General features: G+C 62.4%; 23 protein-coding genes and 1 pseudogene. 9 read left to right on the top strand and 15 right to left on the bottom strand.

Annotation, left to right across the window (positions count from 1 at the left end):
• Nucleotides 1-6: 6 nt before the first annotated feature.
• Both rho and trxA read right to left on the bottom strand, forming a co-directional pair.
• Nucleotides 7-1,266 carry a transcription termination factor Rho gene (gene rho / locus UB48_RS22175; protein ID WP_028942380.1) on the bottom strand — a complete coding sequence of 420 codons (1,260 nt, stop codon included), beginning with the start codon at nt 1,264-1,266 and terminating at the stop codon, nt 7-9.
• Between the two features lie 229 nt (nt 1,267-1,495).
• Nucleotides 1,496-1,825, bottom strand: a complete 330-nt coding sequence (gene trxA / locus UB48_RS22170) for a thioredoxin TrxA (protein ID WP_045201042.1) — start codon at nt 1,823-1,825, stop codon at nt 1,496-1,498.
• Between the two features lie 241 nt (nt 1,826-2,066).
• Between trxA and ppx the strand changes: the two genes are divergently transcribed.
• Complete coding sequence (gene ppx, locus UB48_RS22165; protein ID WP_045201201.1) at nt 2,067-3,569, top strand: exopolyphosphatase; 1,503 nt, start codon at nt 2,067-2,069, stop codon at nt 3,567-3,569.
• Here the strand turns inward: ppx and ppk1 are convergent.
• Both ppk1 and hemB read right to left on the bottom strand, forming a co-directional pair.
• Nucleotides 3,556-5,787: a polyphosphate kinase 1 gene (gene ppk1 / locus UB48_RS22160; protein ID WP_045201039.1), complete on the bottom strand. Its 2,232-nt coding sequence runs from the start codon at nt 5,785-5,787 to the stop codon at nt 3,556-3,558. The genes ppx and ppk1 overlap by 14 nt on opposite strands.
• Before the next feature lie 19 nt (nt 5,788-5,806).
• Nucleotides 5,807-6,817 (bottom strand): porphobilinogen synthase, encoded by a 1,011-nt coding sequence (gene hemB / locus UB48_RS22155; RefSeq protein ID WP_045201037.1) that lies wholly within the window; start codon nt 6,815-6,817, stop codon nt 5,807-5,809.
• A 207-nt stretch (nt 6,818-7,024) separates the two neighbouring features.
• On the opposite strand from hemB, the gene UB48_RS27465 reads away from it, so the two are divergent.
• The gene (locus UB48_RS27465; protein WP_082075496.1) at nt 7,025-7,669 is read left to right on the top strand and encodes a DedA family protein; all 645 of its coding nucleotides are present in this window, start codon (nt 7,025-7,027) and stop codon (nt 7,667-7,669) included.
• 501 nt (nt 7,670-8,170) lie between these two features.
• Here UB48_RS27465 and UB48_RS28230 read toward each other — a convergent pair.
• Nucleotides 8,171-8,719: pseudogene (locus UB48_RS28230) on the bottom strand (sterol desaturase family protein); the annotation flags it as partial.
• A gap of 192 nt (nt 8,720-8,911) precedes the next feature.
• Between UB48_RS28230 and elbB the strand changes: the two are divergent.
• Nucleotides 8,912-9,580: an isoprenoid biosynthesis glyoxalase ElbB gene (gene elbB, locus UB48_RS22140; protein ID WP_045201032.1), complete on the top strand. Its 669-nt coding sequence runs from the start codon at nt 8,912-8,914 to the stop codon at nt 9,578-9,580.
• 87 nt (nt 9,581-9,667) lie between these two features.
• On the opposite strand, the gene UB48_RS22135 is transcribed toward elbB, so the two are convergent.
• Together UB48_RS22135 and UB48_RS22130 are read right to left on the bottom strand one after the other, a co-directional pair.
• On the bottom strand, nt 9,668-10,135 hold the full coding sequence (locus UB48_RS22135) for a YaiI/YqxD family protein (RefSeq protein ID WP_038998109.1): 468 nt from the start codon (nt 10,133-10,135) through the stop codon (nt 9,668-9,670).
• Nucleotides 10,136-10,194: 59 nt separating this feature from the next.
• The gene (locus UB48_RS22130) at nt 10,195-12,093 is read right to left on the bottom strand and encodes a cytochrome c/FTR1 family iron permease (RefSeq protein WP_045201030.1); all 1,899 of its coding nucleotides are present in this window, start codon (nt 12,091-12,093) and stop codon (nt 10,195-10,197) included.
• Nucleotides 12,094-12,437: 344 nt separating this feature from the next.
• Between UB48_RS22130 and UB48_RS22125 the strand changes: the two genes are divergently transcribed.
• Genes UB48_RS22125 through UB48_RS22110 form a run of 4 tightly spaced genes read left to right on the top strand, consistent with a single transcriptional unit; the run spans nt 12,438 to nt 15,572 of the window.
• Entirely contained in the window at nt 12,438-13,835 is a 1,398-nt protein-coding gene (locus UB48_RS22125) for a COG3014 family protein (RefSeq protein WP_045201029.1), read from the top strand.
• Nucleotides 13,836-13,844: 9 nt separating this feature from the next.
• Nucleotides 13,845-14,216 carry a YcfL family protein gene (locus UB48_RS22120; protein ID WP_045201027.1) on the top strand — a complete coding sequence of 124 codons (372 nt, stop codon included), beginning with the start codon at nt 13,845-13,847 and terminating at the stop codon, nt 14,214-14,216.
• Nucleotides 14,217-14,240: 24 nt separating this feature from the next.
• Entirely contained in the window at nt 14,241-14,828 is a 588-nt protein-coding gene (lpoB, locus tag UB48_RS22115) for a penicillin-binding protein activator LpoB (protein ID WP_045201026.1), read from the top strand.
• Between the two features lie 3 nt (nt 14,829-14,831).
• Nucleotides 14,832-15,572 (top strand): hypothetical protein, encoded by a 741-nt coding sequence (locus tag UB48_RS22110; RefSeq protein WP_045201024.1) that lies wholly within the window; start codon nt 14,832-14,834, stop codon nt 15,570-15,572.
• Nucleotides 15,573-15,623: 51 nt separating this feature from the next.
• On the opposite strand, the gene UB48_RS22105 is transcribed toward UB48_RS22110, so the two are convergent.
• From UB48_RS22105 to UB48_RS22095, 3 genes are all read right to left on the bottom strand, one after another.
• On the bottom strand, nt 15,624-16,256 hold the full coding sequence (locus UB48_RS22105; protein WP_045201023.1) for a LysE family transporter: 633 nt from the start codon (nt 16,254-16,256) through the stop codon (nt 15,624-15,626).
• A gap of 83 nt (nt 16,257-16,339) precedes the next feature.
• Nucleotides 16,340-16,927 carry a mechanosensitive ion channel family protein gene (locus tag UB48_RS22100; RefSeq protein WP_045201021.1) on the bottom strand — a complete coding sequence of 196 codons (588 nt, stop codon included), beginning with the start codon at nt 16,925-16,927 and terminating at the stop codon, nt 16,340-16,342.
• A complete protein-coding gene (locus UB48_RS22095; protein ID WP_045201019.1) occupies nt 16,927-18,837 on the bottom strand; it encodes an ATP-binding cassette domain-containing protein in 1,911 nt (636 codons plus the stop codon). The genes UB48_RS22100 and UB48_RS22095 overlap by 1 nt, the downstream gene beginning before the upstream one ends.
• 50 nt (nt 18,838-18,887) lie before the next feature.
• Here UB48_RS22095 and UB48_RS22090 point away from each other — a divergent pair, with 50 nt between their 5' ends.
• Complete coding sequence (locus UB48_RS22090) at nt 18,888-19,370, top strand: TIGR02444 family protein (protein WP_045201017.1); 483 nt, start codon at nt 18,888-18,890, stop codon at nt 19,368-19,370.
• Here the strand turns inward: UB48_RS22090 and UB48_RS27460 are convergent.
• Complete coding sequence (locus UB48_RS27460) at nt 19,346-20,410, bottom strand: AlgP family protein (RefSeq protein ID WP_082075495.1); 1,065 nt, start codon at nt 20,408-20,410, stop codon at nt 19,346-19,348. The two genes, UB48_RS22090 and UB48_RS27460, sit on opposite strands and share 25 nt — an antisense overlap.
• Nucleotides 20,411-20,636: 226 nt before the next feature.
• Here UB48_RS27460 and UB48_RS22070 point away from each other — a divergent pair, with 226 nt between their 5' ends.
• A complete protein-coding gene (locus tag UB48_RS22070; RefSeq protein WP_045201016.1) occupies nt 20,637-21,302 on the top strand; it encodes an FKBP-type peptidyl-prolyl cis-trans isomerase in 666 nt (221 codons plus the stop codon).
• A gap of 15 nt (nt 21,303-21,317) precedes the next feature.
• Here the strand turns inward: UB48_RS22070 and UB48_RS22065 are convergent, their stop codons facing one another.
• The 4 genes from UB48_RS22065 to UB48_RS22050 all read right to left on the bottom strand — a co-directional run bounded on the left by UB48_RS22065 (nt 21,318) and on the right by UB48_RS22050 (nt 25,080).
• Nucleotides 21,318-21,788, bottom strand: a complete 471-nt coding sequence (locus UB48_RS22065) for an Rsd/AlgQ family anti-sigma factor (protein ID WP_045201014.1) — start codon at nt 21,786-21,788, stop codon at nt 21,318-21,320.
• Between the two features lie 227 nt (nt 21,789-22,015).
• Nucleotides 22,016-22,537, bottom strand: coding sequence for a disulfide bond formation protein B (locus UB48_RS22060; protein ID WP_045201012.1), 522 nt, complete (start codon nt 22,535-22,537; stop codon nt 22,016-22,018).
• A 216-nt stretch (nt 22,538-22,753) separates the two neighbouring features.
• Nucleotides 22,754-23,992 (bottom strand): heme biosynthesis protein HemY, encoded by a 1,239-nt coding sequence (locus tag UB48_RS22055; protein ID WP_045201010.1) that lies wholly within the window; start codon nt 23,990-23,992, stop codon nt 22,754-22,756.
• Complete coding sequence (locus UB48_RS22050; RefSeq protein ID WP_045201008.1) at nt 23,989-25,080, bottom strand: uroporphyrinogen-III C-methyltransferase; 1,092 nt, start codon at nt 25,078-25,080, stop codon at nt 23,989-23,991. Before UB48_RS22050 ends, UB48_RS22055 begins: the two co-directional genes overlap by 4 nt.
• Between the last annotated feature and the right edge of the window lie 9 nt (nt 25,081-25,089).

Below are 25,089 nucleotides of genomic sequence, written 5' to 3'. Positions count from 1 at the left end.
AACAGTTTACTTGCGCTTCATCGACAAGAAGAACTCGTCGTTGGTCTTGGTCTGCTTGAGTTTGTCGATCAGGAACTCGATGGCAGCCACTTCATCCATCGGGTGCAGCAGCTTGCGCAGGATCCACATGCGCTGCAGCTCGTCGTCGGCGGTCAGCAGCTCTTCGCGACGGGTACCCGAACGGTTGATGTTGATGGCCGGGAAGACGCGCTTCTCGGCGATCTTGCGGTCCAGGGGCAGCTCCATGTTACCGGTACCCTTGAACTCTTCGTAGATCACTTCGTCCATCTTCGAGCCGGTTTCAACCAGCGCGGTGGCGATGATGGTCAGCGAGCCGCCCTCTTCGATGTTACGCGCGGCGCCGAAGAAACGCTTCGGCTTCTCCAGGGCGTGGGCATCGACACCACCGGTGAGGACCTTGCCGGAGCTCGGGATCACGGTGTTGTAGGCACGGGCCAGACGGGTGATGGAGTCGAGCAGGATGACCACGTCTTTTTTGTGTTCAACCAGGCGCTTGGCCTTCTCGATAACCATTTCGGCAACCTGCACGTGGCGGGTTGGCGGCTCGTCGAAGGTCGAGGCAACCACTTCGCCGCGCACGGTGCGCTGCATTTCGGTTACTTCTTCCGGGCGCTCGTCGATCAGCAGGACGATCAGGTGGCACTCGGGGTTGTTACGGGTGATGTTGGCCGCGATGTTCTGCAGCATGATGGTCTTGCCCGCTTTTGGCGGAGCGACGATCAGGCCGCGCTGGCCTTTGCCGATCGGGGCGCAAAGGTCGATAACCCGGCCGGTGAGGTCTTCGGTGGAGCCGTTGCCGGCTTCCATCTTCAGGCGCTCGTTAGGGAACAGCGGCGTCAGGTTTTCGAACAGGATCTTGTTCTTCGCGTTTTCCGGCCGGTCGAAGTTGATGGTGTCGACTTTCAGCAGGGCGAAGTAACGCTCGCCTTCTTTTGGCGGGCGGATCTTGCCGACGATGGTGTCGCCGGTACGCAAGTTGAAGCGACGGATCTGGCTTGGCGACACGTAGATGTCGTCCGGGCCGGCCAGGTACGAGGCATCGGCCGAGCGCAGGAAGCCGAAGCCGTCCTGGAGAATCTCCAGCACGCCGTCACCGGAGATTTCCTCGCCGCTTTTCGCATGCTTTTTCAACAGGGAGAAAATCACATCTTGCTTGCGCGAACGGGCCATATTTTCTATGCCCATCTGTTCGGCCATTTCGAGCAGATCGGTAATCGGCTTTTGCTTGAGTTCAGTCAGGTTCATAAGGGGAGTGACGTAATCATGTAAGAAGGGGGAATTAAGCTTCTGGCTTAATGAAGCCGCGCCGCAAAGAAGGCGACAGGATCGCGTACTGATTCGAATTAGGGATGCGTCGGCGACGGCGTGCAGAGGGCACCGAAGAAACAGTGCGAGGCCGAATGTAACACCTGCTTTTTCTGGCGTCTAGTCACCAGATAAAGAAAAGCCCCGACGAATGCGGGGCTAATTTCACTCAGATATTGGCGTCCAGGAAGGCTGCCAGCTGAGATTTCGACAGCGCGCCGACCTTGGTGGCCTCGACGTTGCCGTTCTTGAACAGCATCAGCGTCGGGATGCCACGCACGCCGTGCTTGGCCGGGGTTTCCTGGTTGTCGTCGATGTTCAGCTTGGCGACGGTCAGTTTGCCCTGGTAGGTAGCGGCGATGTCGTCCAGAACCGGAGCGATCATTTTGCAAGGGCCGCACCATTCAGCCCAGTAGTCGACCAGCACCGGGCCTTCAGCCTTCAGGACTTCGGCTTCGAAGGTGGCGTCGGTGACGTGTTTGATAAGATCGCTGCTCATGGAAGTCTCCAAGGTCGTAAGCAAAAAAACGTGGCCCATCATAGCTGCACCGGCTGCCTACAGGAAGCCAGGAACGATTGAGTGTAACTATAGTTGTGCATGACCGCGCATATCGCTGCTGTCGCGGGAAAGTCATAATTCCCGCACAACCTGCCCCATATCAAGCCTTGATACGCTGCGCGTTGGCGCCAGCGCCGGATCGTGGCAGGATTGCCGGGTTATCGACCGAGAACCCATGACCATGCCGCAAACCACAGCCAAGAATCTGTCCTTGATCGCTGCCATAGACCTGGGCTCCAACAGTTTCCACATGGTGGTCGCCAAGGCCCACCATAGCGAGATCCGCATCCTTGAGCGGCTCGGCGAAAAAGTTCAGCTGGCCGCCGGCATCAATGAAGAGCGCCAGCTCAGCGAAGAGTCCATGCAACGCGGCCTGGACTGCCTCAAGCGGTTTGCCCAACTGATCAACGGCATGCCCGACGGCGCCGTGCGCATCGTTGGCACCAACGCCCTGCGCGAAGCCCGCAACCGCGGCGAATTCATCCGCCGCGCCGAAGCCATCCTCGGCCACCCGGTGGAAGTCATCTCCGGTCGTGAAGAAGCGCGCCTGATCTACCTCGGCGTGTCCCACACGCTGGCCGACACGCCAGGCAAGCGCCTGGTCGCCGATATCGGCGGCGGCAGTACCGAATTCATCATTGGCCAGCGCTTTGAACCGCTGCTGCGCGAAAGCCTGCAGATGGGCTGCGTCAGCTATACCCAGCGTTATTTCCGCGACGGCAAGATCACCCCGGCGCGTTATGCCCAGGCCTACACCGCCGCACGCCTGGAGCTGATGAGCATCGAGAACGCCCTGCATCGCCTGACCTGGGACGAAGCCATCGGCTCCTCGGGGACCATCCGCGCCATCGGCCTGGCGCTCAAATCCGGCGGCATGGGCAGCGGCGAGGTCAATGCCGAAGGCCTGGCCTGGCTCAAGCGCAAGCTGTTCAAGCTGGGAGAAACCGACAAGATCGATTTTGACGGGGTCAAACCCGACCGCCGGGCGATCTTCCCGGCGGGCCTGGCGATTCTCGAAGCGATTTTCGACGCCCTTGAGCTACAGCGCATGGACCACTGCGACGGCGCCCTGCGTGAAGGCGTGCTCTACGACCTGCTCGGCCGCCACCACCACGAAGACGTGCGCGAGCGCACCCTGACCTCGCTAATGGAGCGTTATCACGTTGACCAGGGCCAGGCGGCACGGGTCGAGCGCAAGGCGCTGCACGCCTTCGACCAGGTGGCCAAGGCTTGGGACCTGGAAGACGGCATCTGGCGTGAACTGCTGGGCTGGGCAGCCAAGGTGCATGAAGTGGGCCTGGACATCGCCCACTACCATTACCACAAGCACGGCGCCTACCTGATCGAGCACTCCGACCTGGCCGGCTTTTCCCGGGAAGACCAGCTGATGCTGGCGCTATTGGTGCGCGGCCATCGCCGCAACATTCCCAAGGATAAGTTCGCCGAATTCGGCGAGGACGCCGCCAAGCTGATTCGCCTGTGCGTACTGTTGCGCTTCGCGATCCTGTTCCATCACATCCGCGGCACCCAGCAGATGCCCACGGTCACCCTGCACGCCAAGGGCGACAGCCTGGACGTCGAGTTCCCGGCCGGCTGGCTGGAAGAAAACCAGCTGACCCAGGCCGACTTCGGCCTGGAGGCAGAATGGCTGGCCCGGGTCGGCTTCGTCCTCAGCGTACGATAAGCACCGGGTTGCTCAGGCGCTCGAGCAGAGCGGCCTGGGCACTGCGCGGGTTCTGGTTGCCGGTTGGCGTGCTGCGTACGTAACGGCCGTCCGGTTGCAGGATCCAGGCGTGGGTGTTGTCGGTCAGATACCCTTCGAGTTCCTTTTTCACCCGCAGGATCAGTTTCTTGCCCTCGACCGGGAAGCAGGTCTCGACGCGCTTGTCGAGGTTGCGCTCCATCCAGTCGGCGCTGGAGAGGAACATCTGCTCTTCACCACCATTGAGGAAGTAGAACACCCGCGTGTGCTCGAGGAAGCGGCCGATGATCGAGCGCACCTGAATGTTGTGCGACACCCCGGCAATACCCGGACGCAGGCAGCACATGCCGCGCACCACCAGGTCGATACGCACCCCTGACTGGCTGGCCTTGTACAGCGCGCGGATGATCTTCGGATCGGTCAGCGAGTTGAACTTGGCGATGATGTGCGCAGGCTTGCCGTCGAGGGCGAACTGGGTTTCGCGCGCGATCATGTCGAGCATGCCCTTTTTCAGGGTGAACGGCGCGTGCAGCAGCTTCTTCATGCGCAGGGTCTTGCCCATGCCGATCAGCTGGCTGAACAGCTTGCCGACGTCTTCGCACAGGGCGTCGTCGGAGGTCAGCAGGCTGTAGTCGGTGTACAGGCGGGCGTTGCCGGCGTGGTAGTTACCGGTGCCCAGGTGCGCATAGCGGACGATCTCGCCGGCTTCGCGGCGCAGGATCAGCATCATCTTGGCGTGGGTCTTGAAGCCCACCACACCGTAGATCACCACCGCACCGGCGGCCTGCAGGCGGCTGGCCATCTGCAGGTTGGACTCTTCGTCGAAACGCGCACGCAGCTCGATCACCGCAGTGACTTCCTTGCCGTTACGCGCGGCGTCGACCAGCGCGTCGACGATCTCCGAGTTGGCACCGCTGCGGTACAGGGTCTGGCGCACAGCCAGTACATGCGGGTCCTTGGCGGCCTGGCGCAGCAGGTCGACTACCGGGGTGAACGACTCGAAGGGGTGCATCAGCAGGATGTCCTGCTTGCTGACCACGCTGAAAATGTTCTCGCTGTTCTGCAACAGCTTGGGGATTGCCGGGGTAAACGGCGTGTATTGCAGCTCCGGATGGCTGTCCAGGCTGGTGATGCTGAACAGCCGGGTCAGGTTGACCGGGCCGTTGACCTGGTACAGCTCGCTCTCGCTCAGGCTGAACTGTTTGAGCAGGTAGTCGGAGAGGTGTTTGGGGCAAGTGTCGGCCACTTCCAGGCGCACCGCATCGCCGTAACGACGCGAGAACAGCTCGCCGCGCAGGGCCCGGGCCAGGTCTTCGACATCTTCGGAGTCCAGCGCCAGGTCGGCGTTGCGGGTCAGGCGGAACTGGTAGCAGCCCTTGACCTTCATGCCCTGAAACAGGTCATCGGCGTGAGCGTGGATCATCGACGACAGGAACACATAGTTGTCGCCAGGCCCACCGACCTCTTCCGGCACCTTGATCACCCGCGGCAGCAAACGCGGCGCCGGGATGATCGCCAGGCCCGAATCGCGGCCGAAGGCGTCGATGCCTTCAAGCTCGACGATGAAGTTCAGGCTCTTGTTCACCAACAACGGGAACGGGTGAGTCGGATCGAGGCCGATCGGGGTGATGATCGGCGCGATTTCGTCGCGGAAGAAGCGCCGCACCCAGGTCTTGAGCTTGGTGTTCCAGTGGCGGCGGCGAATGAAGCGGATCTGGTGCTTTTCCAGCTCCGGCAGCAGCACGTCGTTGAGGATCGCGTACTGGCGATCGACCTCGCCGTGCACCAGCTCGCTGATCCGCGCCAGCGCCTGGTGCGGCTGCAAGCCGTCGGCGCCGGCCTGTTCACGGGCAAAGGTGATCTGCTTCTTCAGGCCCGCCACACGAATTTCGAAGAACTCATCCAGGTTGCTGGAGAAGATCAGCAAGAACTTCAGTCGCTCCAGCAGCGGATAGGACTCATCCAGCGCCTGCTCAAGCACGCGGATGTTGAACTGCAGCTGGGACAATTCGCGGTGAATGTACAGGCTGCTGTCGTCCAGACCGGGAATGACGATGGCAGGCGCAGCCACTGGCGCCGGCGCCGGGGCCTCGACCACCGGCTCGGCAACCGCAGGCGGCTGTGGCGGGGTCTCGACCAGTTGCTCGGGCACGGGCTGGGCGTCTTTGACTGCAACGTCGGTAAGTACTTCGTTATTCATCTAGCGTTCCTGAAGGGCGTTACTGCCCTCTCATCAATTGAGCAGCGCGAACAGCGAAATAGGTGAGAATGCCATCGGCGCCCGCCCGTTTGAAAGCGGTGAGGGATTCAAGGATAACCCCTTCACTGAGCCAGCCGTTCTGAATCGCCGCCATGTGCATGGCGTACTCGCCGCTGACCTGGTAAACGAAGGTCGGTACTTTGAATTCGTCTTTGACCCGGTGAAGGATATCCAGGTACGGCATGCCCGGCTTGACCATGACCATATCGGCGCCTTCCGACAGGTCGGCGGCCACTTCGTGCAGGGCCTCGTTACTGTTGGCCGGGTCCATCTGGTAGGAGGCCTTGTTGGCCTTGCCCAGGTTCAGCGCCGAGCCGACCGCATCGCGGAACGGACCGTAGTAGGCACTGGCATACTTGGCCGAGTAGGCCATGATGCGGACGTTGACGTGACCGGCCAGCTCCAGCGCTTCACGGATGGCCTGGATGCGCCCGTCCATCATGTCCGATGGCGCGACCACCTGGGCACCGGCATCGGCGTGAGACAGCGCCTGACGCACCAGGGCATCGACGGTGATGTCGTTCTGAACGTAGCCTTCTTCGTCGAGGATACCGTCCTGGCCGTGGGTGGTGAACGGGTCCAGGGCAACGTCGGTGATCACCCCAAGTTCCGGGAAGCGCTCACGCAGGGCGCGGGTGGCGCGCTGGGCGATGCCGTCGGGGTTCCAGGCTTCAGCGCCGTCGAGGGATTTTTTCTCTACCGGGGTGACCGGGAACAGCGCCAGGGCTGGAATCCCGAGGTTTACCCACTCTTGCGCAGCTTCCAGCAACAGGTCGATGGACAGACGCTCGACGCCCGGCATCGAGGCGACTTCTTCACGGCGGTTTTCGCCATCAAGGACAAACACCGGGAGGATCAGGTCATCGACAGTCAGAACATTTTCGCGAACCAGACGACGGCTGAAGTCGTCACGACGGTTGCGACGCAGACGGGTGGCAGGAAACAAACGGTTAGCGGGGGTAAAGCTCACGGCAGACTCCTGAGCCCGCGCAGGCGGGCGAGCGCGACAGTTATAAGCGGCCATTATGACGCCTGTATGACAGGCAAGGGCAACCCTGCGACTTGAGGACGCAGTCATTGTCCTTGTAGGAAATGTTCACGTCGAGACACATTTGGACACTTTCCCCAAAGGCCACGAAGGGTTAGGCTGCGCGTTCATTTCGCCAGCACCCAGAAAATGCTCCAACAATTCCTGCAGGATTTCGGCTACTTTGCCCTTTTTCTCGGCACGTTTTTCGAAGGTGAGACCATCCTGGTTCTCGCAGGCTTCCTTGCGTTCCGCGGATACATGGATATCAACCTGGTGGTCGTGGTGGCCTTCTTCGGCAGCTATGCCGGCGACCAGCTGTGGTACTTCATGGGGCGCCGTCACGGGCGCAAGTTGCTGGCACGCAAACCGCGCTGGCAGATGATGGGCGACCGTGCGCTGGAGCACATTCGCCGCCATCCGGACATCTGGGTCCTGAGTTTTCGCTTCGTCTACGGTTTGCGCACGGTGATGCCGGTGGCCATCGGTTTGTCCGGCTACCCGCCGCGCCGCTACCTGCTGCTCAACGGCATTGGTGCGGCCATCTGGGCCCTGGCCCTGGGCGCCGCCGCCTATCACTTCGGCGCCATTCTCGAAGGCCTGCTGGGCAACGTGAAAAAATACGAGCTATGGGTGCTCGGCGGCCTGCTGGTGCTCGGTGGCTGCCTGTGGCTGCGCCGGCGCTTCAAGGCCGCGCGCATTGCGCGCAAGGAAGCGGCTGCCGTAGAGGCCGAAAAGGCTGAGCAGGCTGTAGCCAAGCAGCAGGACCCAAGCCAGGGCAGTGACCGGCCCTGAGCCCGTCATCCCGGCCAGGACCATGGCCGGGACATTCAGCCCCAGGCGCAGTAGCTCCAGCCGCAAAGCCCAGGGGCGGTTCTCCAGGGCCGTGCCGAGCACGAACAAACCAAATGCCATCAAGCCGCAGCCCAGCACCAGGGCAGCCACCGACAACTGCTCGGCGCGCTCCATCAAGTAACTGCCCAAGCCTACGTACACCGCGAACTGCAGCGCCACATACAACTGCTGCGGCCAGGCCAGCGGCACCTCGAATTTCTGGAAGCGGCTCAAGTCCTGCTTGGCTTGCGGATAACGCCGGGCAACGTCATCCGGCCGCCAGCCGGTGGGCATGAACCAGATCCGCAGCTTGTCCCACCAACGCTCGGCATGCCGCGCATCGCTCCACAACTGGGCATAGAACTGCAGGTTGGCCCACAGCGGGTTCCAGCTGGCCAAAGGCGTGGTCACGCCAAAAATCACCGGCTCGTTGTCGTCCTCTTCCTGGAAGGTGCCAAACAGACGATCCCAGACAATGAACACTCCGCCGTAGTTGCGATCCAAGTACAGAGGGTTCTGCGCATGGTGGACGCGATGATTGGACGGGGTAATGAACAGCCATTCCAGCCAGCCCAGCTTGGGGATGTGCCGGGTGTGCACCCAGAACTGGTACAGCAGGTTCAGCGCCGCGACGGTGATGAACACCAGCGGCGGCACCCCCAACACGGCCAGCGGCAGGTAGAAGATCCACGACAGCAAGAAGCCGCTGCTGGTCTGGCGCAGGGCCGTGGACAGGTTGTAGTCCTCGCTCTGGTGATGCACCGAATGGGCGGCCCAGAGGATGTTGCGCTCGTGGCCCATACGGTGCAGCCAGTAATAGCAAAAGTCATAGACGACAAACGCCAGTACCCACACCCACAAGGCTTCGCCCGGCAGTTTGAACAGCGCCAGGTGTTCCCAGGCCAAGGCATAGGTCACCAGGCCGACGCCCTTGGTCAGCAGGCCGGTGGTGGTCGACAGCACGCCGGTGCTGAGGCTGTTGATGGCATCTGCCAGGCGATAGGTACACATGCCGCGCAATCGATCAGCGAGCAATTCGGCAACGATCAGAACAATGAAAAACGGTACCGCCAAGAGGATCAGGTCCATGGGTCTTTTCATCTCCAGCCTATCCAGCAAGATTAGGCCGGGAATGGCATAAACCCTATGGCGACATCTGCCAAACTAGAGGACATTTAGCGCCTCGAATCGGGAGTAGTGAGCATGACCCAGAAAAAAGTTGCTGTGATTCTTTCCGGCTGTGGCGTGTATGACGGCGCCGAAATTCACGAAAGCGTGATCACCCTGCTGCGCCTGGACCAGCGCGGCGCGCAGGTGCAGTGCTTTGCACCGAACATTGCGCAGATGCACGTGATCGACCACCTGACCGGCGAAGAAATGCCCGAGACCCGCAACGTGCTGGTGGAATCGGCGCGCATCGCTCGCGGCGAGGTCAAGGACCTGCGCGAAGCCGACGCCAAGGACTTCGACGCGCTGATCGTGCCGGGCGGCTTTGGCGCGGCGAAAAACCTTTCGAACTTTGCCGTTGAAGGCGCAGGCTGCAGCGTGCACCCGGACGTCCTGGCCCTGGCCGAAGCCTTTGCCGAAGCCGGCAAGCCGGTCGGCCTGATATGCATCTCGCCAGCGCTGGCGGCGAAGATCTACGGCCCTGGCGTGGTCTGCACCATCGGCAGCGATGCCGGCACCAGCGCGGCCATCGTCAAGATGGGCGGCACTCATGAGGAATGCGATGTCCATGACATCGTCGAAGACACCCAGCGCAAGCTGGTCAGCACCCCGGCCTACATGCTGGCAAAAAGTATCAGCGAAGCCGCCGGCGGCATCTACAAACTGGTCGACCGGGTGCTGGAACTGACCCACGAGAATGACTGAACACCCCTGTAGGAGCAGGCTTGCCCCGCGATCGAGCGCGAAGCGGTCGTAGTACAGGCGCCACATGATGTGCTCAGATTACGGACCTCATCGCGGGGCAAGCCCGCTCCTACTCAGCCGAGTAAGAATGCGGTCGAGGGAGTTGGCAAACGCCTGCTTCTCGCGGTCGCCATACGGCGCCTGGCCGCCGCCGACCTGCCCCTGCTCGCGCAGGTCGGTGAACAGGTTGCGCACCGCCAGCCGCTCACCCATATTGCGCTCGTCGAACTCCTTGCCGCGCGGGTCGAGGCAGGCAACGCCTTTCTTGACCAGGCGATCGGCCAGCGGCACGTCGCTGCAGATCACCAGTTCGCCGGGCACCGCGTGCTCGACCAGGTAATCGTCGGCGGCATCCGGCCCGCTGGGCACGACGATCAGCTTGACGCAGGCAAAAGCCGGCTTGATCTGGCTCTGGCCGGCCACCAGCACCACTTCCAGCTGACGCTTGAGGGCGAACTTGACCAGTTGATCCTTGGCCGCCTTGGGGCAGGCGTCGGCATCGATCCACACACGCATGGCACAGATTTCCAACAAAACGGGCGAACAGTATCCCTGCTCGCCCGTTTGCCTTCAAATCAGCCCGCTGGCTGGCGGCGCTTCTCGGCCAGGCGGCTGCGCCCGTAAAGGATGGCAATGGCCAACAAGGCCACCAGCTGCGCGGCCAGTGAATAGGCGTCGGCGTGAATGCCCAGCCAGTCGAAATCGAAGAACGCCACCGGCCGGGTACCGAACACCCCGGCCTCTTGCAGCGCCTTGACCCCGTGCCCGGCAAACACCACCGACAAGGCGCACAGCAGCGCCGCGTTGATGCTGAAGAACAACGCCAGCGGCAGTTTGGCCGAGCCGCGCAGGATCACCCAGGCCAGGCCCACCAGCAGCACCAGTGCCGTGGCACCACCGGCCAGTACCGCGTTGTGCCCGGCAGGGCCGGCCTGCAGCCAGAGGGTTTCGTAGAACAGGATCACCTCGAACAGCTCACGGTACACCGAGAAAAACGCCAGCACGGCAAAACCAAAGCGCCCGCCACCACTGACCAGGCTGCTCTTGATGTAATCGTGCCAGGCCGCCGCGTGCCGGCGATCGTGCATCCACACACCCAGCCACAGCACCATGACGCTGGCAAACAGCGCCGTGCAGCCTTCGAGCAGTTCACGCTGGGCGCCACTGACGTCGATTACATAGGCCGCCAGTGCCCAGGTACCCAGCCCGGCCAGCAAGGCCAGGCCCCAGCCGACGTTGACACTGCGCACCGCCGATTGCTGGCCGGTATTGCGCAGGAAGGCGAGGATCGCCGCCAGTACCAGAATCGCTTCCAGACCTTCGCGCAGCAGGATCAGCAAGCCGGAAATGTAACTCAGCGACCAGCTCAGGCCATCGCCGCCGAGCAGGCCGGCGGCGTCCTTGAGCTTGGCCTTGGCGGCGCCCAGGCGCTGCTGTACCTGCTCCAGCGGCAGGCCGTCCTGCAGCGACTGACGGTAGGCCATCAGGGATTTCTCGGTGTCTTTGCGTACGTTGGCATCGACGTTGTCGAGCGAGCTTTCGACCAGCTCGAAACCTTCCAGGTAGGCCGCTACCGACAGGTCGTAGGCTTGCTCGTGATCACCGGCCTGATAGGCCGCCAGGCTCTTGTCCAGGGTGCTGGCGGTGTAGTCCAGCAGTTGCGCCGGGCCGCGCTGGACCTGCGGCGGTTGCGCACGCTGGGCGCGGAACCGGGCGAGTGCCTCTGGCCCTTCGCTGGCTTCAATTTCGGCCGGGGTCTGACGGGCCAGGTCGGCCAGGTTGTAGGTTTTATCGCCTTTGGCCTTGGCCGGGTCGGCAGTGAAGCTGGCGACATAGGTCGCCAGGTCCCAGCGTTGGCGCTCGTCAAGCTGGTCGGCGAACGACGGCATGTCGGTGCCTTCGATGCCCAGGCCGAGGGTGTTGTACAGGTCGAACAGGCTCAGGCGATCCAGCCGTTCAAGGCTGCGCAGGTTGGCCGGCGGCGGGGTCAGGCCGAGGCCGGCGGGGCCGTCGCCGGCGCCAGTGTCGCCATGACACACCGAGCAATGCTGGGCATACAGCGGCGCGCCGCGACTCGGGTCCGGGGTAATGATCGGCGCCTGGCTGACCTCATAGGCCACCGCCAGTTGCGCGCCAAGCTGACGGGCCTGGCGGGCGACCACCGCGCCGTCCTGGCGCTGGCTGACCGCCGTACGCAAGTTGACCACGCCCTGCTCCAGGGCCTGGCGCTCAGCGCGCGCCGGCAAGGCGCCGATCAATCCCTGCAACACATCGAGGAATTCGAGCTGTTCGCGGTATTCGCCGTCGTCGATTACCTTGCCCGCCTCGACGGTGGCCGGGTAATCGGCACCGATGTAATCGAGCAGGTGCAGGGCCTTGGCAGCGCCATCGGGGCTGTCGGCCAGCAGCGTGGCACTGCTCAGCGCCAGCACCGGCCAGAGCAGCCAGGCGAGTAAGCGGGAACGGGGAATCATGAGCGACTCTCAAATGGAAATACGAGGTAAAGCATTGTTCACTTCCACTGCCGTTCGCTCAAGGCTTGCCAGATGAATCCTTGAAGAATTTTGTGACAAATACCCTGCGACACCTCCCGATTAAAGAACGACCGTTCGTCGGCCGATAGCTGAATGCTGGCACGACGGCAAATTCCTAAAGCACAACGCCATTATTTAGCCAGCAAATGCGTTTATAATGCCGCGCCGCTATATAGCGGATCAGAATTTTGGCTCTTCTTTTAAGAGGATTTGGCGATATTGCCAAAGGGATGACAGCCTTCTCGCCCCCAGGCTTTTCATCAATTCAGGGAAGAAGAATTCAGATGGCATCCCGTGTCCTCACCGTCGCGACACTGCTCGCGGCCGTTCAACTGGCTGGTTGCTCGGCCTTTCGCAGCTATGACAGCGAACTTCAGGAAACCAACCAGCACCTGACCAGCGGCAACGTCGACGCTGCCCTGGCGCTGCTGGAAAAAAACAACAAGGGTGAGGACAAAGACCTTCTCTACTACTTCGAGAAAGGCGAGCTGCTGCGCTCCAAGGGCGACCTGGCCGGCAGCCAGCTGGCCTGGCGCAGTGCCGATGACGTGGTGTTCAAGTGGGAAGAGTCGGTCAAGCTCGACACCGACAAGTACCTGAGCCAGTTCGGCAGCTACCTGGTCAACGACAAGGTGCGCCGCTACGAAGGCTATGACTACGAAAAAGTCATGCTGACCACGCAGATGGCCCTCAACCTGCTGGCCCAGAACGACTTCGACGGCGCCCGTACCGAAATCAAGAAGACCCACGAGCGCGAAGCGGTGATTGCCGAGCTGCGCGACAAGGAATACCTCAAGCGCGAAGAAGAGGCCGAGAAAGAAGGCGTCAAGACCGAGTACAAGGACCTTCAGGGTTACCCGGTCGCCAGCCTCGACGCGCCAGAAGTGGTGGGCCTCAAGAACAGCTACCAGAGTGCGTTCAGCCACTACCTGTCTGGCTATGTCTACGAAGCCCTGGGTGAGAAAGGCCTGGCCGCACCGGGCTACCGCAAGGCTGCCGAACTGCGCCCGAACACCCCGCTGCTGGAAAAAGCCCTGCTCGACCTGGACAAGCCAGCGGCGAAAGCCACTGAAAGCGATGTGCTGATCGTGATCCAGAGCGGCCTCGCTCCGGCCCGCGACTCGGTGCGCGTCCCGCTGCCGCTGCCGATCAGCGGCAACCTGGTGATCACCCCGCTGTCGTTCCCGGTGATCAAGGAAGACACTTCCACCGCGCATTTCAGCGAAATCTACCTCAACGACCACTCGCTGAAGCTGACCGCACTCAACAGCACCACTGCCATGTCCCGCCGCGCCCTGCGTGACGACATGCCGGGGATCATCCTGCGCACCAGCGTGCGGGCTATCTCTCGTGGTGTGGCGCAAAAGCAACTGAACGACGCCAACCCGCTGGCTGGCCTGGCACTGGGTATCGCCTCGACCATCACCGAAGGTGCCGACACCCGTACCTGGCGCACCCTGCCGGATGAAACCCAGGTAGCCCGCGTGCGCCTGCGTCAGGGCGAACACCAGTTGAGCCTGCCTTCGAGCCTGGGCGGCAGCCAGGTCAGCGTGAAGATTGACCGGCCGTTCCAGGTGGTCACCCTGCGCGTCGTCGGCAACCAGGTCTTCGCCGGTGGCCCTGCCCTGCAGGTGGCACCAAAAGCCACTGGCCAGGCCGTCGCCAGCCTCAAACAACCTTAAGGAAACGCCATGCGTATCAAATTGCTCGCCGTTCTCGTCACAGCCCTGCTGGCCGGTTGCGCGACCCCGCCACCACCAGAGCCGGGCAGCGCTGCCAGCAAAGTGGTGAAAATGGGCAACCTGAAGAACATCGAGACCGGCCCGATGCGCGTTGCGCGCGAGAACGGCTTCTTGACCGTCAAGGTGTCCCTGAACAACACCAGCAGCAGCAACAAGACCCTGTTCTACCGCTTCGCCTGGCTGGGCAACGACGGTTTCCCGGTGGCCGATGAAGAGAGCTGGAAGACCGTCACCCTGTATGGCAAGCAGGCCAGCGTGTTGCCGGCGATTGCCCCGGTATCCCAGGCCACCGACTTCCGTATCGAAGTTCAGTCTCAGTAATCATTTTTGCAGGAGCACATTTTCATGATTGCACGTATTTCCCTCGCCGCCATTGCCATTGCCCTGGTCAGCGGCTGCAGCACCCCGTCGCCGGTCCTGGGCGGCAAGAACATCGGCTACGGCGACAGCAAGGCCGTAGAACTGGTCACCAACGAGTTCGGTTCGACCGACCTGCAGATGATCGCCGAGTCCATGACCCGCTCGCTGGCCCAGTCCGGCATCCTCCAGGGTCGCCCGGTGGTGCAGGTCTATGACGTGAAGAACAAGACCAGCGAGTACATCGATACCCGCGAGATCACCACGTCGATCAAAACCCAGCTGATGAAGTCCGGCACCGCCCGCTTCGCCAGCGACAACACCCAGATGCAGAGCCAGGTTGACCAGCTCAAGCTGCAGAACCAGAGCGGCCTGTACAAGAAAGGCACCGTGGCCAAGACCGGCAACATGATCGCCGCCAAGTACCGCCTGGAAGGCTCGATCAGCTCGATCGTCAAGCGCAGCAGCGACTACAAGGACGTGTTCTACAAGTTCAGCCTGCAGCTGATCGACGTCGAGAGCGGCCTGGCCGAGTGGATGGACGAGAAAGAAATCCGCAAGACCACGGAGCGCTAAGCAATGCGTGCATGGATGGGCATTCTGGGCCTGGCTTGCGCGTTCAGCGTGCAAGCGGCCCCAAAAGTCGCAGTAACCGACCTCGCCTACCAGGAGCGTGTGGAGCAGTACATCCACATGGTCTCGGCGCAGAACAGCAGCCAGGCGAGCATGTACCACGCCAGTGGTTCGTCGAGCTACAGCGAGTTCGAAAGCAGCGAGAGCTACATCGAGCAGACCGAGCTGCGCAAGTTCAGCGGCGACATCAAGGGCGAGATTCTCAAGTCCGGGATGTTCCAGCTGGTCCAGGGTACGCCGTACACCGCCGATGCCAAGGCTGACGTCTACGACGTTATCCGCCGCATCAAGAACGGCAACTTCAAAGGTGCTGACTACGTGCTGTTCGGTACCTTGTCGGATATCGACTTCCAGCGCGATATCACCTCCCTGGACAACACCAACAGCTATTCGGCGATCCTCGGCCTGAGCCTGGTGGCCGACTTCAGCCTGATCAACACCAAGACCTACGAGATCACCTCGGCGTTCACCGCCATGGGTGAGGGCCAGGACACCAAGCTGGTCAACAGCCAGGATGTTCGGGTCACCCTCAACCGCCCACGGGTGGTACGTGAGGTTTCCAAGGAACTGGGCATGGACGTTGCCAAGCAACTGGCCGAACAGCTGGTAGGCGCGATGCCGGAGCGTGAACGCACCCCGGCGCGCAACAACCTGCCGCCTGACGAGCCAGCGCAGATCCTGCGTTGAGAAAGTAAAAAGGCGACCTTCGGGTCGCCTTTTTTTATGCTGCTTGTTTTCCTACACCGGCGCGCGGCGAATGGTCGCCAGCAAGGTCGCAGCCCCCAGGAACAGTCCGGCAAAGGTGCGGTTCATCCGCCGCTGCTGCCGGGGCGTACGCAACAGGCGCAGCACTTTGGCCGCAAGCCCGGTGTAACCGGCCATGACCATCAGATCGACCGTGACCATGGTCGCGGCAATGATCAGGTACTGCGGCACCAGCGCCGCATGCGGATTGATGAACTGCGGCAGCACCGCGAGCATGAAGATCAGCGCCTTGGGGTTGCTGACGTTGACCAGAAAGCCACGGAACACCAGGCTCAACGGCTTGCCGATCGGGCGCACGGCGGATTCGTCGCTGATGTCAGCCGGCAGCGCCCGCCACTGTTTGACCGCCAGGTACACCAGGTAGGCCACGCCGAACCATTTGATCACCTGGAATGCGGTGGCCGATGCCGCGAGGATGGCACCGACGCCGGCGGCAATGATCGCAATCTGCAGCACCAGGCCCAGCTGCAGGCCTAGCGCGTTCCAGTAGCCGCGCCAGAAGCCGTATTGCAGGCCGCAGGACATCGAGGCAATGGCCCCGGCACCCGGCGACAGACTGATCACCCAGCAAGCGGCAAAAAATGCCAACCACGTTTCCAATGACATCGCGCACCTCGGCACTATCTTGTTACAAACCTCTAAGCTAGTGCCCTGGCGAAAAAATCACCACGATTTTTTTCTGCGATCGATCAATTGCCCGGGGTTTTGCTCTCGCTCACCAGCGGCAGCACTTCGGCACCGCGCCAGCGCCGCACCGATTTCTGGAAGAACTGGCTGTTGGGCACTTGCACCAACGCACCGCCCGCTTCCGGCAGTTCGATCAAGGTGGTGAACAACAGGTTGATGGCCACCACCCGGCCTTTGACGCCCGGCTTGTCGATGGTTTCCACCAGTTCCACCACATCGCCGATGCGAAACGGCCCGACGGTAAAGATCAGCACCGCGCACAGCAGGTTCGACAGCACGCTCCACATGGCGAAGAACGCCACTGCGGCAACCGCCACGAACCCGGACAGTGCGGTCCACAGCACCGTGGCGGAAACCCCCAGGCGCTCGAGCACGAAGATCAGCGCACTGCCCATGATCAGCCAGCGCAGGCCACCACGCAGCGGCATCAGCAGCTCCGGTGGCAACGGGTAGCGCTCGCCCAGGCGCTTGAGGCAACGGGCAACCACGCGCTGCAGGATGAACGCCGCCGAAAGTATCAGCAGGATCTGCAAACCCAGCCAGAACGGAGCGATCCATTCCACCGGCAATGGCAACTGCAAGGATTCCATCAGGACAACGCCTCCAGCTCCGCCTGCATGCCCTCGAGGGTCTCCAGGGCGGCCATCCAGGCTTCCTCGAGCTCCCCTTCACGAACCTTGAGCTTGGCCTGCTGGGCCAACAGCTCACGCAACTCGTCCTTGCGCGCGGCTTCATACAGGGCGCTGTCAGCCAGGCTGGCATCAACCTTGGCCAGTTGCTCATGCACGGTGCCCAGCTCGCGTTCGAGCTTGTCGGCTTCACGCTTGTGCGGTGCCAGTTGCTGACGCAGGGCGGCAGCGGCCTGGCGCTGGGCCTTTTTGTCGGTCTTGTCGGCATTGACCGGCGCAGTGCTGACCGGGGCATTGCGTTGACGGTACTCGACCAGCCAGCGGGTGTAGTCGTCCAGGTCACCGTCGAAGGTCTCGACCTTGCCGTCGGCGACCAGCAGGAAGTCATCGGTGGTGCTCTTGAGCAAGTGACGGTCGTGAGAGACCACCAACACCGCACCACTGAACTCCTGCAGGGCCATGGTCAGCGCCAGGCGCATTTCCAGGTCCAGGTGGTTGGTCGGTTCGTCGAGCAGCAACAGGTTCGGCCGCTCCCAGGCGATCAGGGCCAGGGCCAGGCGGGCTTTTTCGCCGCCGGAGAAATTCACCACCGGCTCGTCGATGCGCGCGCCGCGGAAATCGAATCCACCCAGGAAGTCTCGCAAGGTCTGCTCGCGCTCGGTCGGCGCCAGGCGCTGCAGGTGCAGCAACGGGCTGGCCTTGTTGTCCAGCGAGTCGAGCTGGTGCTGGGCGAAGTAGCCAACCGAGAGGTTCTCGCCGCGTACCAGGCGCCCGCTGAGCGGCTCCAGTTCGCCGGCGAGGTTCTTGATCAGGGTCGACTTGCCCGCGCCGTTGGGGCCGAGCAGGCCGATCCGCGCCCCCGGGGTGAGCTGCAACTTGACCTTCTCGAGGATGGTCTTGTCGCCATAGCCCAGGCGGGCTTCGGACAGGTCGAGCAGCGGGCTGGAGATTTTCTCCGACTCGCGGAAAACGAAGTCGAACGGCGAATCGACATGCGCCGCCGACAGCTCCTCCATGCGCTCCAGGGCCTTGATCCGGCTCTGCGCCTGACGGGCCTTGGTGGCCTGGGCCTTGAACCGGGCGATGTACTTTTCCATGTGCGCGCGCTGCGCCTGCTGCTTCTCGTAGGCTTGTTGCTGCTGCGCCAGGCGTTCGGCACGGGTGCGCTCGAACGCGGTGTAGCCACCACGGTAGAGGGTCAGCTTGCACTGCTCGACATGGGCGACGTGATCGACCACGGCATCGAGGAAGTCACGGTCGTGGGAGATCAGCAGCAGCGTGCCCGGATAGCCCTTGAGCCAGTCTTCGAGCCAGAGGATGGCGTCCAGATCCAGGTGGTTGGTCGGTTCGTCGAGCAGCAACAGGTCAGACGGGCACATCAGGGCCTGGGCCAGGTTCAGGCGCATCCGCCAGCCACCAGAGAAGTCGCCGACCCGGCGGTCCATCTGCTCGTTGGTAAACCCCAGGCCTGCCAGCAGCTTGCGCGCCCGCGCATCGGCGGTATAACCGTCGGCGCTGTCGAGCTCGATATGCAGGCGTGCCAGTGCAGTGCCGTCGTGGGCAGCTTCGGCCGCAGCCAGGTCGGCCTGGACCTTGCGCAGGCGGGCATCGCCGTCGAGCACATAGTCGACCGCCAGGCGCTCGAGGGTGTCGACCTCCTGGCGCATGTGCGCGATGCGCCAGTCTGCTGGCAGCTGGCAGTTGCCCGAGTCGGGCGTCAGCTCACCGCGCAGCAAGGCGAACAGGCTGGATTTACCGGCGCCGTTGGCACCGATCAGGCCGGCTTTCTGGCCGGCGTGCAGGGTCATCTCGGCGCCTTCTAGCAGGCGCTGTGGACCACGCTGTAAAGTGAGGTTCGATAGTCTGATCATAATGGCCGCGGAGTCTACCAGCTTCGTCGGCAACTGGCGCGAGTGGGACCATGCACACCGACCTGTGGAATTTTGCCCTGAAGCTCTACGCTCGACCGGGCGTAGAAGCCGCCTGCCTGCAATGGCAGGCCCGGGGTGGCGACGTCTGCCTGCTGCTGTGCGGCGTGTGGCTCGGCGCACGCGGTATCGCAGCGAACGAACAACGGGTTAAACAACTCAAGGAACTCGCCGAGGCTTGGCAAACCGAGGTGGTGAAACCGTTGCGCGCACTGCGCCAATCCTGGCGTGACGAAGCAGCCAAGGATGCGCAACTGGCGGTATTGCGCGAGCAGGTAAAAGGCCTGGAGTTAGCGGCAGAACGCATCTTGCTGGAGCGCCTGGAGACGGCCTGCAAAGACTGGGCAGCAACGCCCGAAGCCGAAGTGGACTGGATAGGCTGGCTGGCACCCGAAGGCGCCGGTGCGCATCACGACGCGCTGCAAAGGCTGCGCGCCGTAATGCTGACGACTCAGGACGCCGAAGACGGGGTCTGAGTGGTCGATGCTACCGAAGCTGCTGGCGCTGTGGTTGCCGGTGCAGAAGCAGCGGGTGCTGCAGGCGCTGCTGGAGTAGCAGGCTTGGCAGCTACAGGCTGAGCTGGCTTGGCAGCGGCTGGCCTGGCTGCAGGTTTAGCGGCTGCCGGTTTGGCAACGGGTTTGGCCGGCGCTTTAGCTGCGGCAGGTTTAGCGGCCGGCTTGGCTGCAGGTTTTGCCGCTGCTGGTTTGGCTGCAGGCTTGGCAGGTGCTTTCGCCGCTGCTGGTTTGGCCGCTGGCTTGGCGGCAGGCTTGGCCGCTGCGGTTTTAGCCGCTGGCTTGGCTGGCGCTTTAGCCGCAGGTTTGGCCGCTGGCTTGGCAGCTGCGGTTTTTGCCGCAGGTTTAGCGGCGGCAGGCTTGGCTGCTGCAGTTTTTGCTGCAGGCTTGGCAGGTGCTTTCGCCGCTGCTGGTTTGGCCGCTGGCTTGGCGGCAGGTTTAGCCGCTGCGGTTTTCGCCGCTGGCTTGGCTGGCGCTTTGGCCACAGGTTTAGCCGCTGGCTTGGCTGCGGGTTTGGCTGCTGCGGTTTTCGCCGCAGGTTTGGCCGGTGCTTTGGCGGCAGGTTTTGCTGCGGGCTTGGCTGCTGCAACAGCAGGTTTGGCCGAACGCACGCTCAATGCCTTGGCGGCAGCTTCCTTGACCTTGCCAACGCCCTGGGCCAGTTTCAGGCTTTCCTGAGCGTCACGCTTGAGCTGCAGGATGTAGGTGCGGGTTTGCGTTTGGCGGTCTTTCAGCGAGTCGAGCAAACCTTCCAGTTCACTCACCCCGTCCTTGGCTTTTTTCTGCGCCTTGGCTTTGCCAGCCTTGGCAGCGTCCTGCAGTTTCAGCCGCGACTTGTGCAGTTTTTCCTGGGCCTTGCCACGTTGTTTTTCCAACTTGGCGAGTAGTTTTTCAGCATCAGCCAGCGCTTGCGAGCAGGCATTTTCCAAATGATCGAGCAGGCTGCCCGAGAGTTGCTGGAGCAGGTGCAACGGCGTACTTACTGGCTTCTTATTGGCCGACATGGTTTACCTCCTGGCTGACGAGATTGCGGCTCATACTATGCTTCTGCTGCTACCGCCGCTAGGGCATGTTGACAGTATTAAATGCGCCGCGTTGCATGCCTGGGCAAAGTTGTTATCGCTGCAGCTGGAAACAAGTGTAGATGCTGCACAAAGTGTTGCTGATATTTACACGAAGTGACGAGCGAAGGCTGGCATACTTTATTTCCTCTGAAGCAGGAGCGAGCCTGTGCCGCGTTATCTAGTCCTTACCCTGTTGCTGTTGCCAACAGCGTTAATTGCAGCGCCTGATACTAAACCCGCCAGCGACCATGACCTGGCTTACAGCCTGGGTGCCAGCCTGGGCGAGCGCCTGCGCACGGAAGTTCCCGGCCTGCAACTCGATGCCTTGATCGATGGCTTGCGCCAGGCTTATCAGAACAAGCCATTGGCCCTGAGCCAAGAACGCATGGCGGCAATACTCAGCGAACATGATGCCCAGGCCAACCAAGCTGCAGTTCAAGCACAAAGCGAACAATTGCTGAGCGCGGAAAAACGATTCCTGGCCACTGAACGGGCCCGGGCCGGAGTGCGTGAACTGGCTGAAGGGATACTCGTGAGCGAGTTGCAGGCCGGTACTGGCAGCAAGCCAAAAGCCGGCGGCAAAGTCCAGGTTCGCTATGTTGGCAAGTTGCCGGATGGCACGGTGTTCGATCAGAACCAGCAGCCGCAATGGTTCAATCTGGACAGTGTGATCGAGGGCTGGCAAGTGGCATTGCCACAGATGGCGAGCGGGTCGAAATGGCGACTGGTGATTCCTTCGGCGCAGGCCTACGGTGCCGAAGGCGCGGGCGACCTGATTGCGCCCTATACGCCGCTGGTGTTCGAGATCGAGTTGCTCGGGGTTGCCGACTGAGGGTCGGCAGCACCCTCAAGCCTGGACTGCGCCTTCTTCGCTGTGCGCGGTGTGCAGCACTTCGATCAGGCAGTCTTCGAGTTCGAAACGTTCGTGCAGCAAACTGCCCAGCTCGCGAAGCTTTTTCGCGAAGCGCTCAGAGTCATTGCAGTCGCCCTTGTCGCAATGATCGTTGAAGGCCGACGCGATTTCGGTAATTGCATCAATGCGCGGGCTGATCTGCTTGGCCAGCTCGAGCCCGCGAGTATCGCCAAACGCCTTGGCTTCGCTGACCAGTTGCTCGCTCACTTCGAAATGCCAGGCTGACACGTAGTCGACCAGTACCGCACAGAAGTCCCGGCTCTTGTCCTTGTCGGCAAAGGCCGGTTTGGCATCACGCAGCTCGCGGAAAGCCGTCACCAGCTCTGCACGCTCATCCAACCAGCGGTCAATGAGTTTATGGACCCCACCCCAGCGTTCCTGAGCATTCTGACAACTATCTAGCATGGCGATCTCTTCCCTTCTGGGTAATGCCCCCTGCCCCCGCGCCGCAAATGTGCAGAGCAAAGGTGAAGTCAGCAGAGCGGCATCGAGCAGCTGTGTTTTCGGTATGCGTGCAGGGAGATTATTCCCGTGCGCCCTAGCCTTCAAGGTACGCACGCGACAAAGTTCATACAAGTGTTTAATCCGCCCATCCTTTGCCGCCGGTCGCTTGCACAGTGAAAAACTTCGCCTCAGTTTTTTACCGAGCGACTGAACAGTGGCCGGGTGCGACCGAGCAGGCGACAGGTCGGCAGGGTTGCCAGCAAGACGAACGACAAAAGGCTCCACTCAGGGATGGTCAGGTCGAGGAAACTCCAGGTGATTGGCACGCAATCCGGGCTGCCGATGATCATTGCCTTGACGACCTGAAGCATTGGCATGCTTTCGAGGACATAGTCAAAAGCCGGTTCGCATTCGATGCTCGAGAGCGCCGGATTGCCTTGCAGCCAGACATGCCGGGCGGCCAACAGTGCCCCGCCGGTGGCGAAGAACAACGCCAGCGCGGCATAGATGCGGGTGCCCAGACGCCCTGGGGAATGCACTACCGCGCACAGGCAAACCAGAGCAAAGGCGCCCAAAAACAAACGTTGGCTGTAGCACAGCGGGCAAGGCACCAGGCCCATGCCGAATTCCAGGTAATAGGCGGCAGCCTGGACCAGTACCGATGCCAGCAACGCCGGGAAGAACAGTGAACGCAAGCGGGCCAACGACATGGCGAATCCAGGAGCGCGATGGACAGGCGACAACGGTAGAGGAAAGGCGCGGCTTGTATCAAGGCAAGACAGCCGGGACAAGTCCCTGAACGACAAGGGAAGTATCCCGAACTAAGCAAGAAAGATAGCTGGGCATCTGAAGGAAAAATTACCGGCTAAAGCAGGAGATTTGTTCGAGCCCATGGGCACGCGTTTTTTCGCGCGCCCATGGGTAGCTCAAGCTCGCACGGCCTCTGGCAGCGGCAATGCCAGCAGACGCTGATCAAGCATGCCCAGGCCTTCCTGGAACAGCTGGTTGCTGCGCTCGGTATCGCCCAGGCCAGCGAGCAAGCGCGCAAGTTCTGCACAGGCTTCAGGATTGCGCTGCACGCGCAGGCTGCTTTCCAGGTAATCCCGTGCCTTGCCCCACAGGCGGTTCTGCAGGCTCAAACGGCCCAGGGTCAGCAGCAGGCTGGGGTCGTCGGGATGGTCCTTGAGCCAGCCTTCGGCAGTTTGCAGTTGGCGCGCCAGGTCACTGCCGCGCACCAGCCCGTACAAGCGCGCCAGGTGACTTTCGTACTGGCGCTTGAGGGCGGCGCGCAGGGCTTGCTCGGCTTCGCTTTCGGCGCCCAGCTGGCGCAGTTGCTCGGCATAGGCCAGCACCAGCTGAGGCTCCTGGCGCTGCGCAGCAGTGAGCTGCTGCCAGGCGCGCTCAAGGGATTGCCGGGCGGTTTGCTCATCGCCTTCGCGGCTGGCCGCCAGGTTGAGGTTCTCGCCCCAGGCGCGACGCTCAAGCTCGGCCAGCTCCGCTGCCGGCAGCACTTTATCCTTGCGCAGGTCGGGCAGCAGGCGGATCAGTGCCGACCAGTCGCCACGCTCGCGATACAGGCGTTGCAACAGGCGCAGCACCTGAACGTTATGCGGATGACGCTCCTGCATGGCCTGCAGGGTTACCAGGGCAGCGTCGCTGTCGCCGCGGTCCATCTGCAACTGGGCATGACTCAGGGCAATGGCCAGTTCCGCTTCGGGCTGGCGCTCCAGCGCCCGCTCCAGGAGGTTGTCGCTGTCTTCGCTGCGGCCCAGCTCGTTGGCGGCACGCGCAGCGCCGAGGTAGTACAGCAGCGGTTGACGCTCGGCTTCGGCAGCGCGGTGCAGGTGGCGCTGGGCACTGGCCCAGCGACCCTCGGCGAGATCCAGTTGGCCCTGCTCGATCGCCAGCTGGGTACGACGGCTGCGGTTACGCCGCGACCAGGGGTTGACCACCCCGCCGGAGGTCAGCACCAGGCCCACCAGGTAGCGCACCAGCAACAGCGCCAGGATGATCCCGGCCAAGGCTGCGAGCGCTGCCCACAGGCCCGATTGATAGCGAAAGCTGCCGTAGGAAATCAGCACATAACCGCTGTGCTTGGCGATCGCGATGCCGAGCGCGGCTGCCACGGCAATGGCCACCACCGCCAGCAGGTAGACGCGCTTCATGGCTTGGCCCCCTCGACTGGCTGATGCCGGCGCTCAAGGTAGGCCTGCACGGCACTGATGCTGTCGGCCAGGTCCGGCACCAGCACGGTGACCGGCTGCTCGGCCAGTTCGTTGAGGGCGGCAAGCATCGCCTGGCTCTGCGGGTTGTCCGGGTTGAAGTTGGCCAGCAGTACGCTGCGGGCGTCGTCCAGGGCCTGGGTATAAACCTTGGCCTCGCCGTTGAGCGCCGCCCACTGGGCTTGTTCGATGGTCAGGCTCAGAGCCAGGCGCAGCTGGTTGAGTGACTGCCCGGATAGTAACGGACGAATATTGTCGTCAGCATCGAAATCGATCTGGAAGTACTTCGACAGCTCTGCCCACCACTGCGACCAGCGGCTGGCGCCATCGCCGTCGGCGGTCAAGGCACCCAGCGCATCGGCATTGCTGGTGAATTCCGGCGATTGCGCACTGAGCTGCAACACCTGCTCGCGCTGGGCCGCCAGCTTGAGGAAGAGGCCGGTGCGGTCGGGCTGCTGGACGCTGTTGAGGGTCGCCAGGCTCTTGGCCAGTTGCTCACGGGCGGCAAACGAGCCGGGGTCGCTCTGCTCACGAAGGATTTCATCGGCGCCCTTGACCAGCTCGCGCGCACTGGCGATGTCCTGCAAGGCAGACAGGCGCAGGCTGGCCAGGCGCAGCAGGTGCTCGGCCTCGGCCAGGCGCCAGTCCTTGCGGCTGGCGCCGAGGATGGTTTCCAGACGCTGGCTCAAGCGTTGCTGATCGCCTTGCAACTGCGCCACCAGGCGCCGGCGATCTTCAAGCTCGGATGCGGGCGGCAAGCCGGCCAGCTGCGCAGACATCTGCTGTTCACGTTGTTGCAGGGCCAGGGCTTGCTCGCTCAGGGCCTGCAGGCTCTGCACCTGGCCCTGCTCGCTACCCTGGAGCTGGCGAACCTGCCATACGCCCCATCCGCCAACGGCGACACCTGCCGCGCCCAGCAGCAAGGCCAGGACTGCCAGGCCGTTGCCGGAGCGTTTGGCAGGTTCCACGGGGGTTTGCGCAGGAGCCTCTGGGGCCTTCAGTTCATCGTTGGGCAAGACAGTTTCGCTCACGTATCCATC

The organism is Pseudomonas sp. 2(2015), assembly GCF_000955865.1.
Classification (GTDB): Bacteria; Pseudomonadota; Gammaproteobacteria; order Pseudomonadales; family Pseudomonadaceae; genus Aquipseudomonas.
This window is presented reverse-complemented; position numbering and strand designations above follow the sequence as displayed.

Bases quoted from the DNA above. Each gene is read 5' to 3' on its own strand.
- UB48_RS27465 (WP_082075496.1), top strand. From the start codon at position 7,025: ATGCTCCAACAATTCCTGCAGGATTTCGGCTACTTTGCCCTTTTTCTC.
- UB48_RS22065 (WP_045201014.1), bottom strand. From the start codon at position 21,788: ATGCTAGATAGTTGTCAGAATGCTCAGGAACGCTGGGGTGGGGTCCAT.
- UB48_RS22055 (WP_045201010.1), bottom strand. From the start codon at position 23,992: ATGAAGCGCGTCTACCTGCTGGCGGTGGTGGCCATTGCCGTGGCAGCC.
- UB48_RS22120 (WP_045201027.1), top strand. From the start codon at position 13,845: ATGCGTATCAAATTGCTCGCCGTTCTCGTCACAGCCCTGCTGGCCGGT.
- ppx (WP_045201201.1), top strand. From the start codon at position 2,067: ATGCCGCAAACCACAGCCAAGAATCTGTCCTTGATCGCTGCCATAGAC.
- UB48_RS27460 (WP_082075495.1), bottom strand. From the start codon at position 20,410: ATGTCGGCCAATAAGAAGCCAGTAAGTACGCCGTTGCACCTGCTCCAG.
- UB48_RS22095 (WP_045201019.1), bottom strand. From the start codon at position 18,837: ATGATCAGACTATCGAACCTCACTTTACAGCGTGGTCCACAGCGCCTG.
- elbB (WP_045201032.1), top strand. From the start codon at position 8,912: ATGACCCAGAAAAAAGTTGCTGTGATTCTTTCCGGCTGTGGCGTGTAT.
- UB48_RS22135 (WP_038998109.1), bottom strand. From the start codon at position 10,135: ATGCGTGTGTGGATCGATGCCGACGCCTGCCCCAAGGCGGCCAAGGAT.
- lpoB (WP_045201026.1), top strand. From the start codon at position 14,241: ATGATTGCACGTATTTCCCTCGCCGCCATTGCCATTGCCCTGGTCAGC.
- trxA (WP_045201042.1), bottom strand. From the start codon at position 1,825: ATGAGCAGCGATCTTATCAAACACGTCACCGACGCCACCTTCGAAGCC.
- UB48_RS22090 (WP_045201017.1), top strand. From the start codon at position 18,888: ATGCACACCGACCTGTGGAATTTTGCCCTGAAGCTCTACGCTCGACCG.
- UB48_RS22060 (WP_045201012.1), bottom strand. From the start codon at position 22,537: ATGTCGTTGGCCCGCTTGCGTTCACTGTTCTTCCCGGCGTTGCTGGCA.
- UB48_RS22110 (WP_045201024.1), top strand. From the start codon at position 14,832: ATGCGTGCATGGATGGGCATTCTGGGCCTGGCTTGCGCGTTCAGCGTG.
- ppk1 (WP_045201039.1), bottom strand. From the start codon at position 5,787: ATGAATAACGAAGTACTTACCGACGTTGCAGTCAAAGACGCCCAGCCC.
- UB48_RS22105 (WP_045201023.1), bottom strand. From the start codon at position 16,256: ATGTCATTGGAAACGTGGTTGGCATTTTTTGCCGCTTGCTGGGTGATC.
- rho (WP_028942380.1), bottom strand. From the start codon at position 1,266: ATGAACCTGACTGAACTCAAGCAAAAGCCGATTACCGATCTGCTCGAA.
- UB48_RS22100 (WP_045201021.1), bottom strand. From the start codon at position 16,927: ATGGAATCCTTGCAGTTGCCATTGCCGGTGGAATGGATCGCTCCGTTC.
- UB48_RS22130 (WP_045201030.1), bottom strand. From the start codon at position 12,093: ATGATTCCCCGTTCCCGCTTACTCGCCTGGCTGCTCTGGCCGGTGCTG.
- UB48_RS22125 (WP_045201029.1), top strand. From the start codon at position 12,438: ATGGCATCCCGTGTCCTCACCGTCGCGACACTGCTCGCGGCCGTTCAA.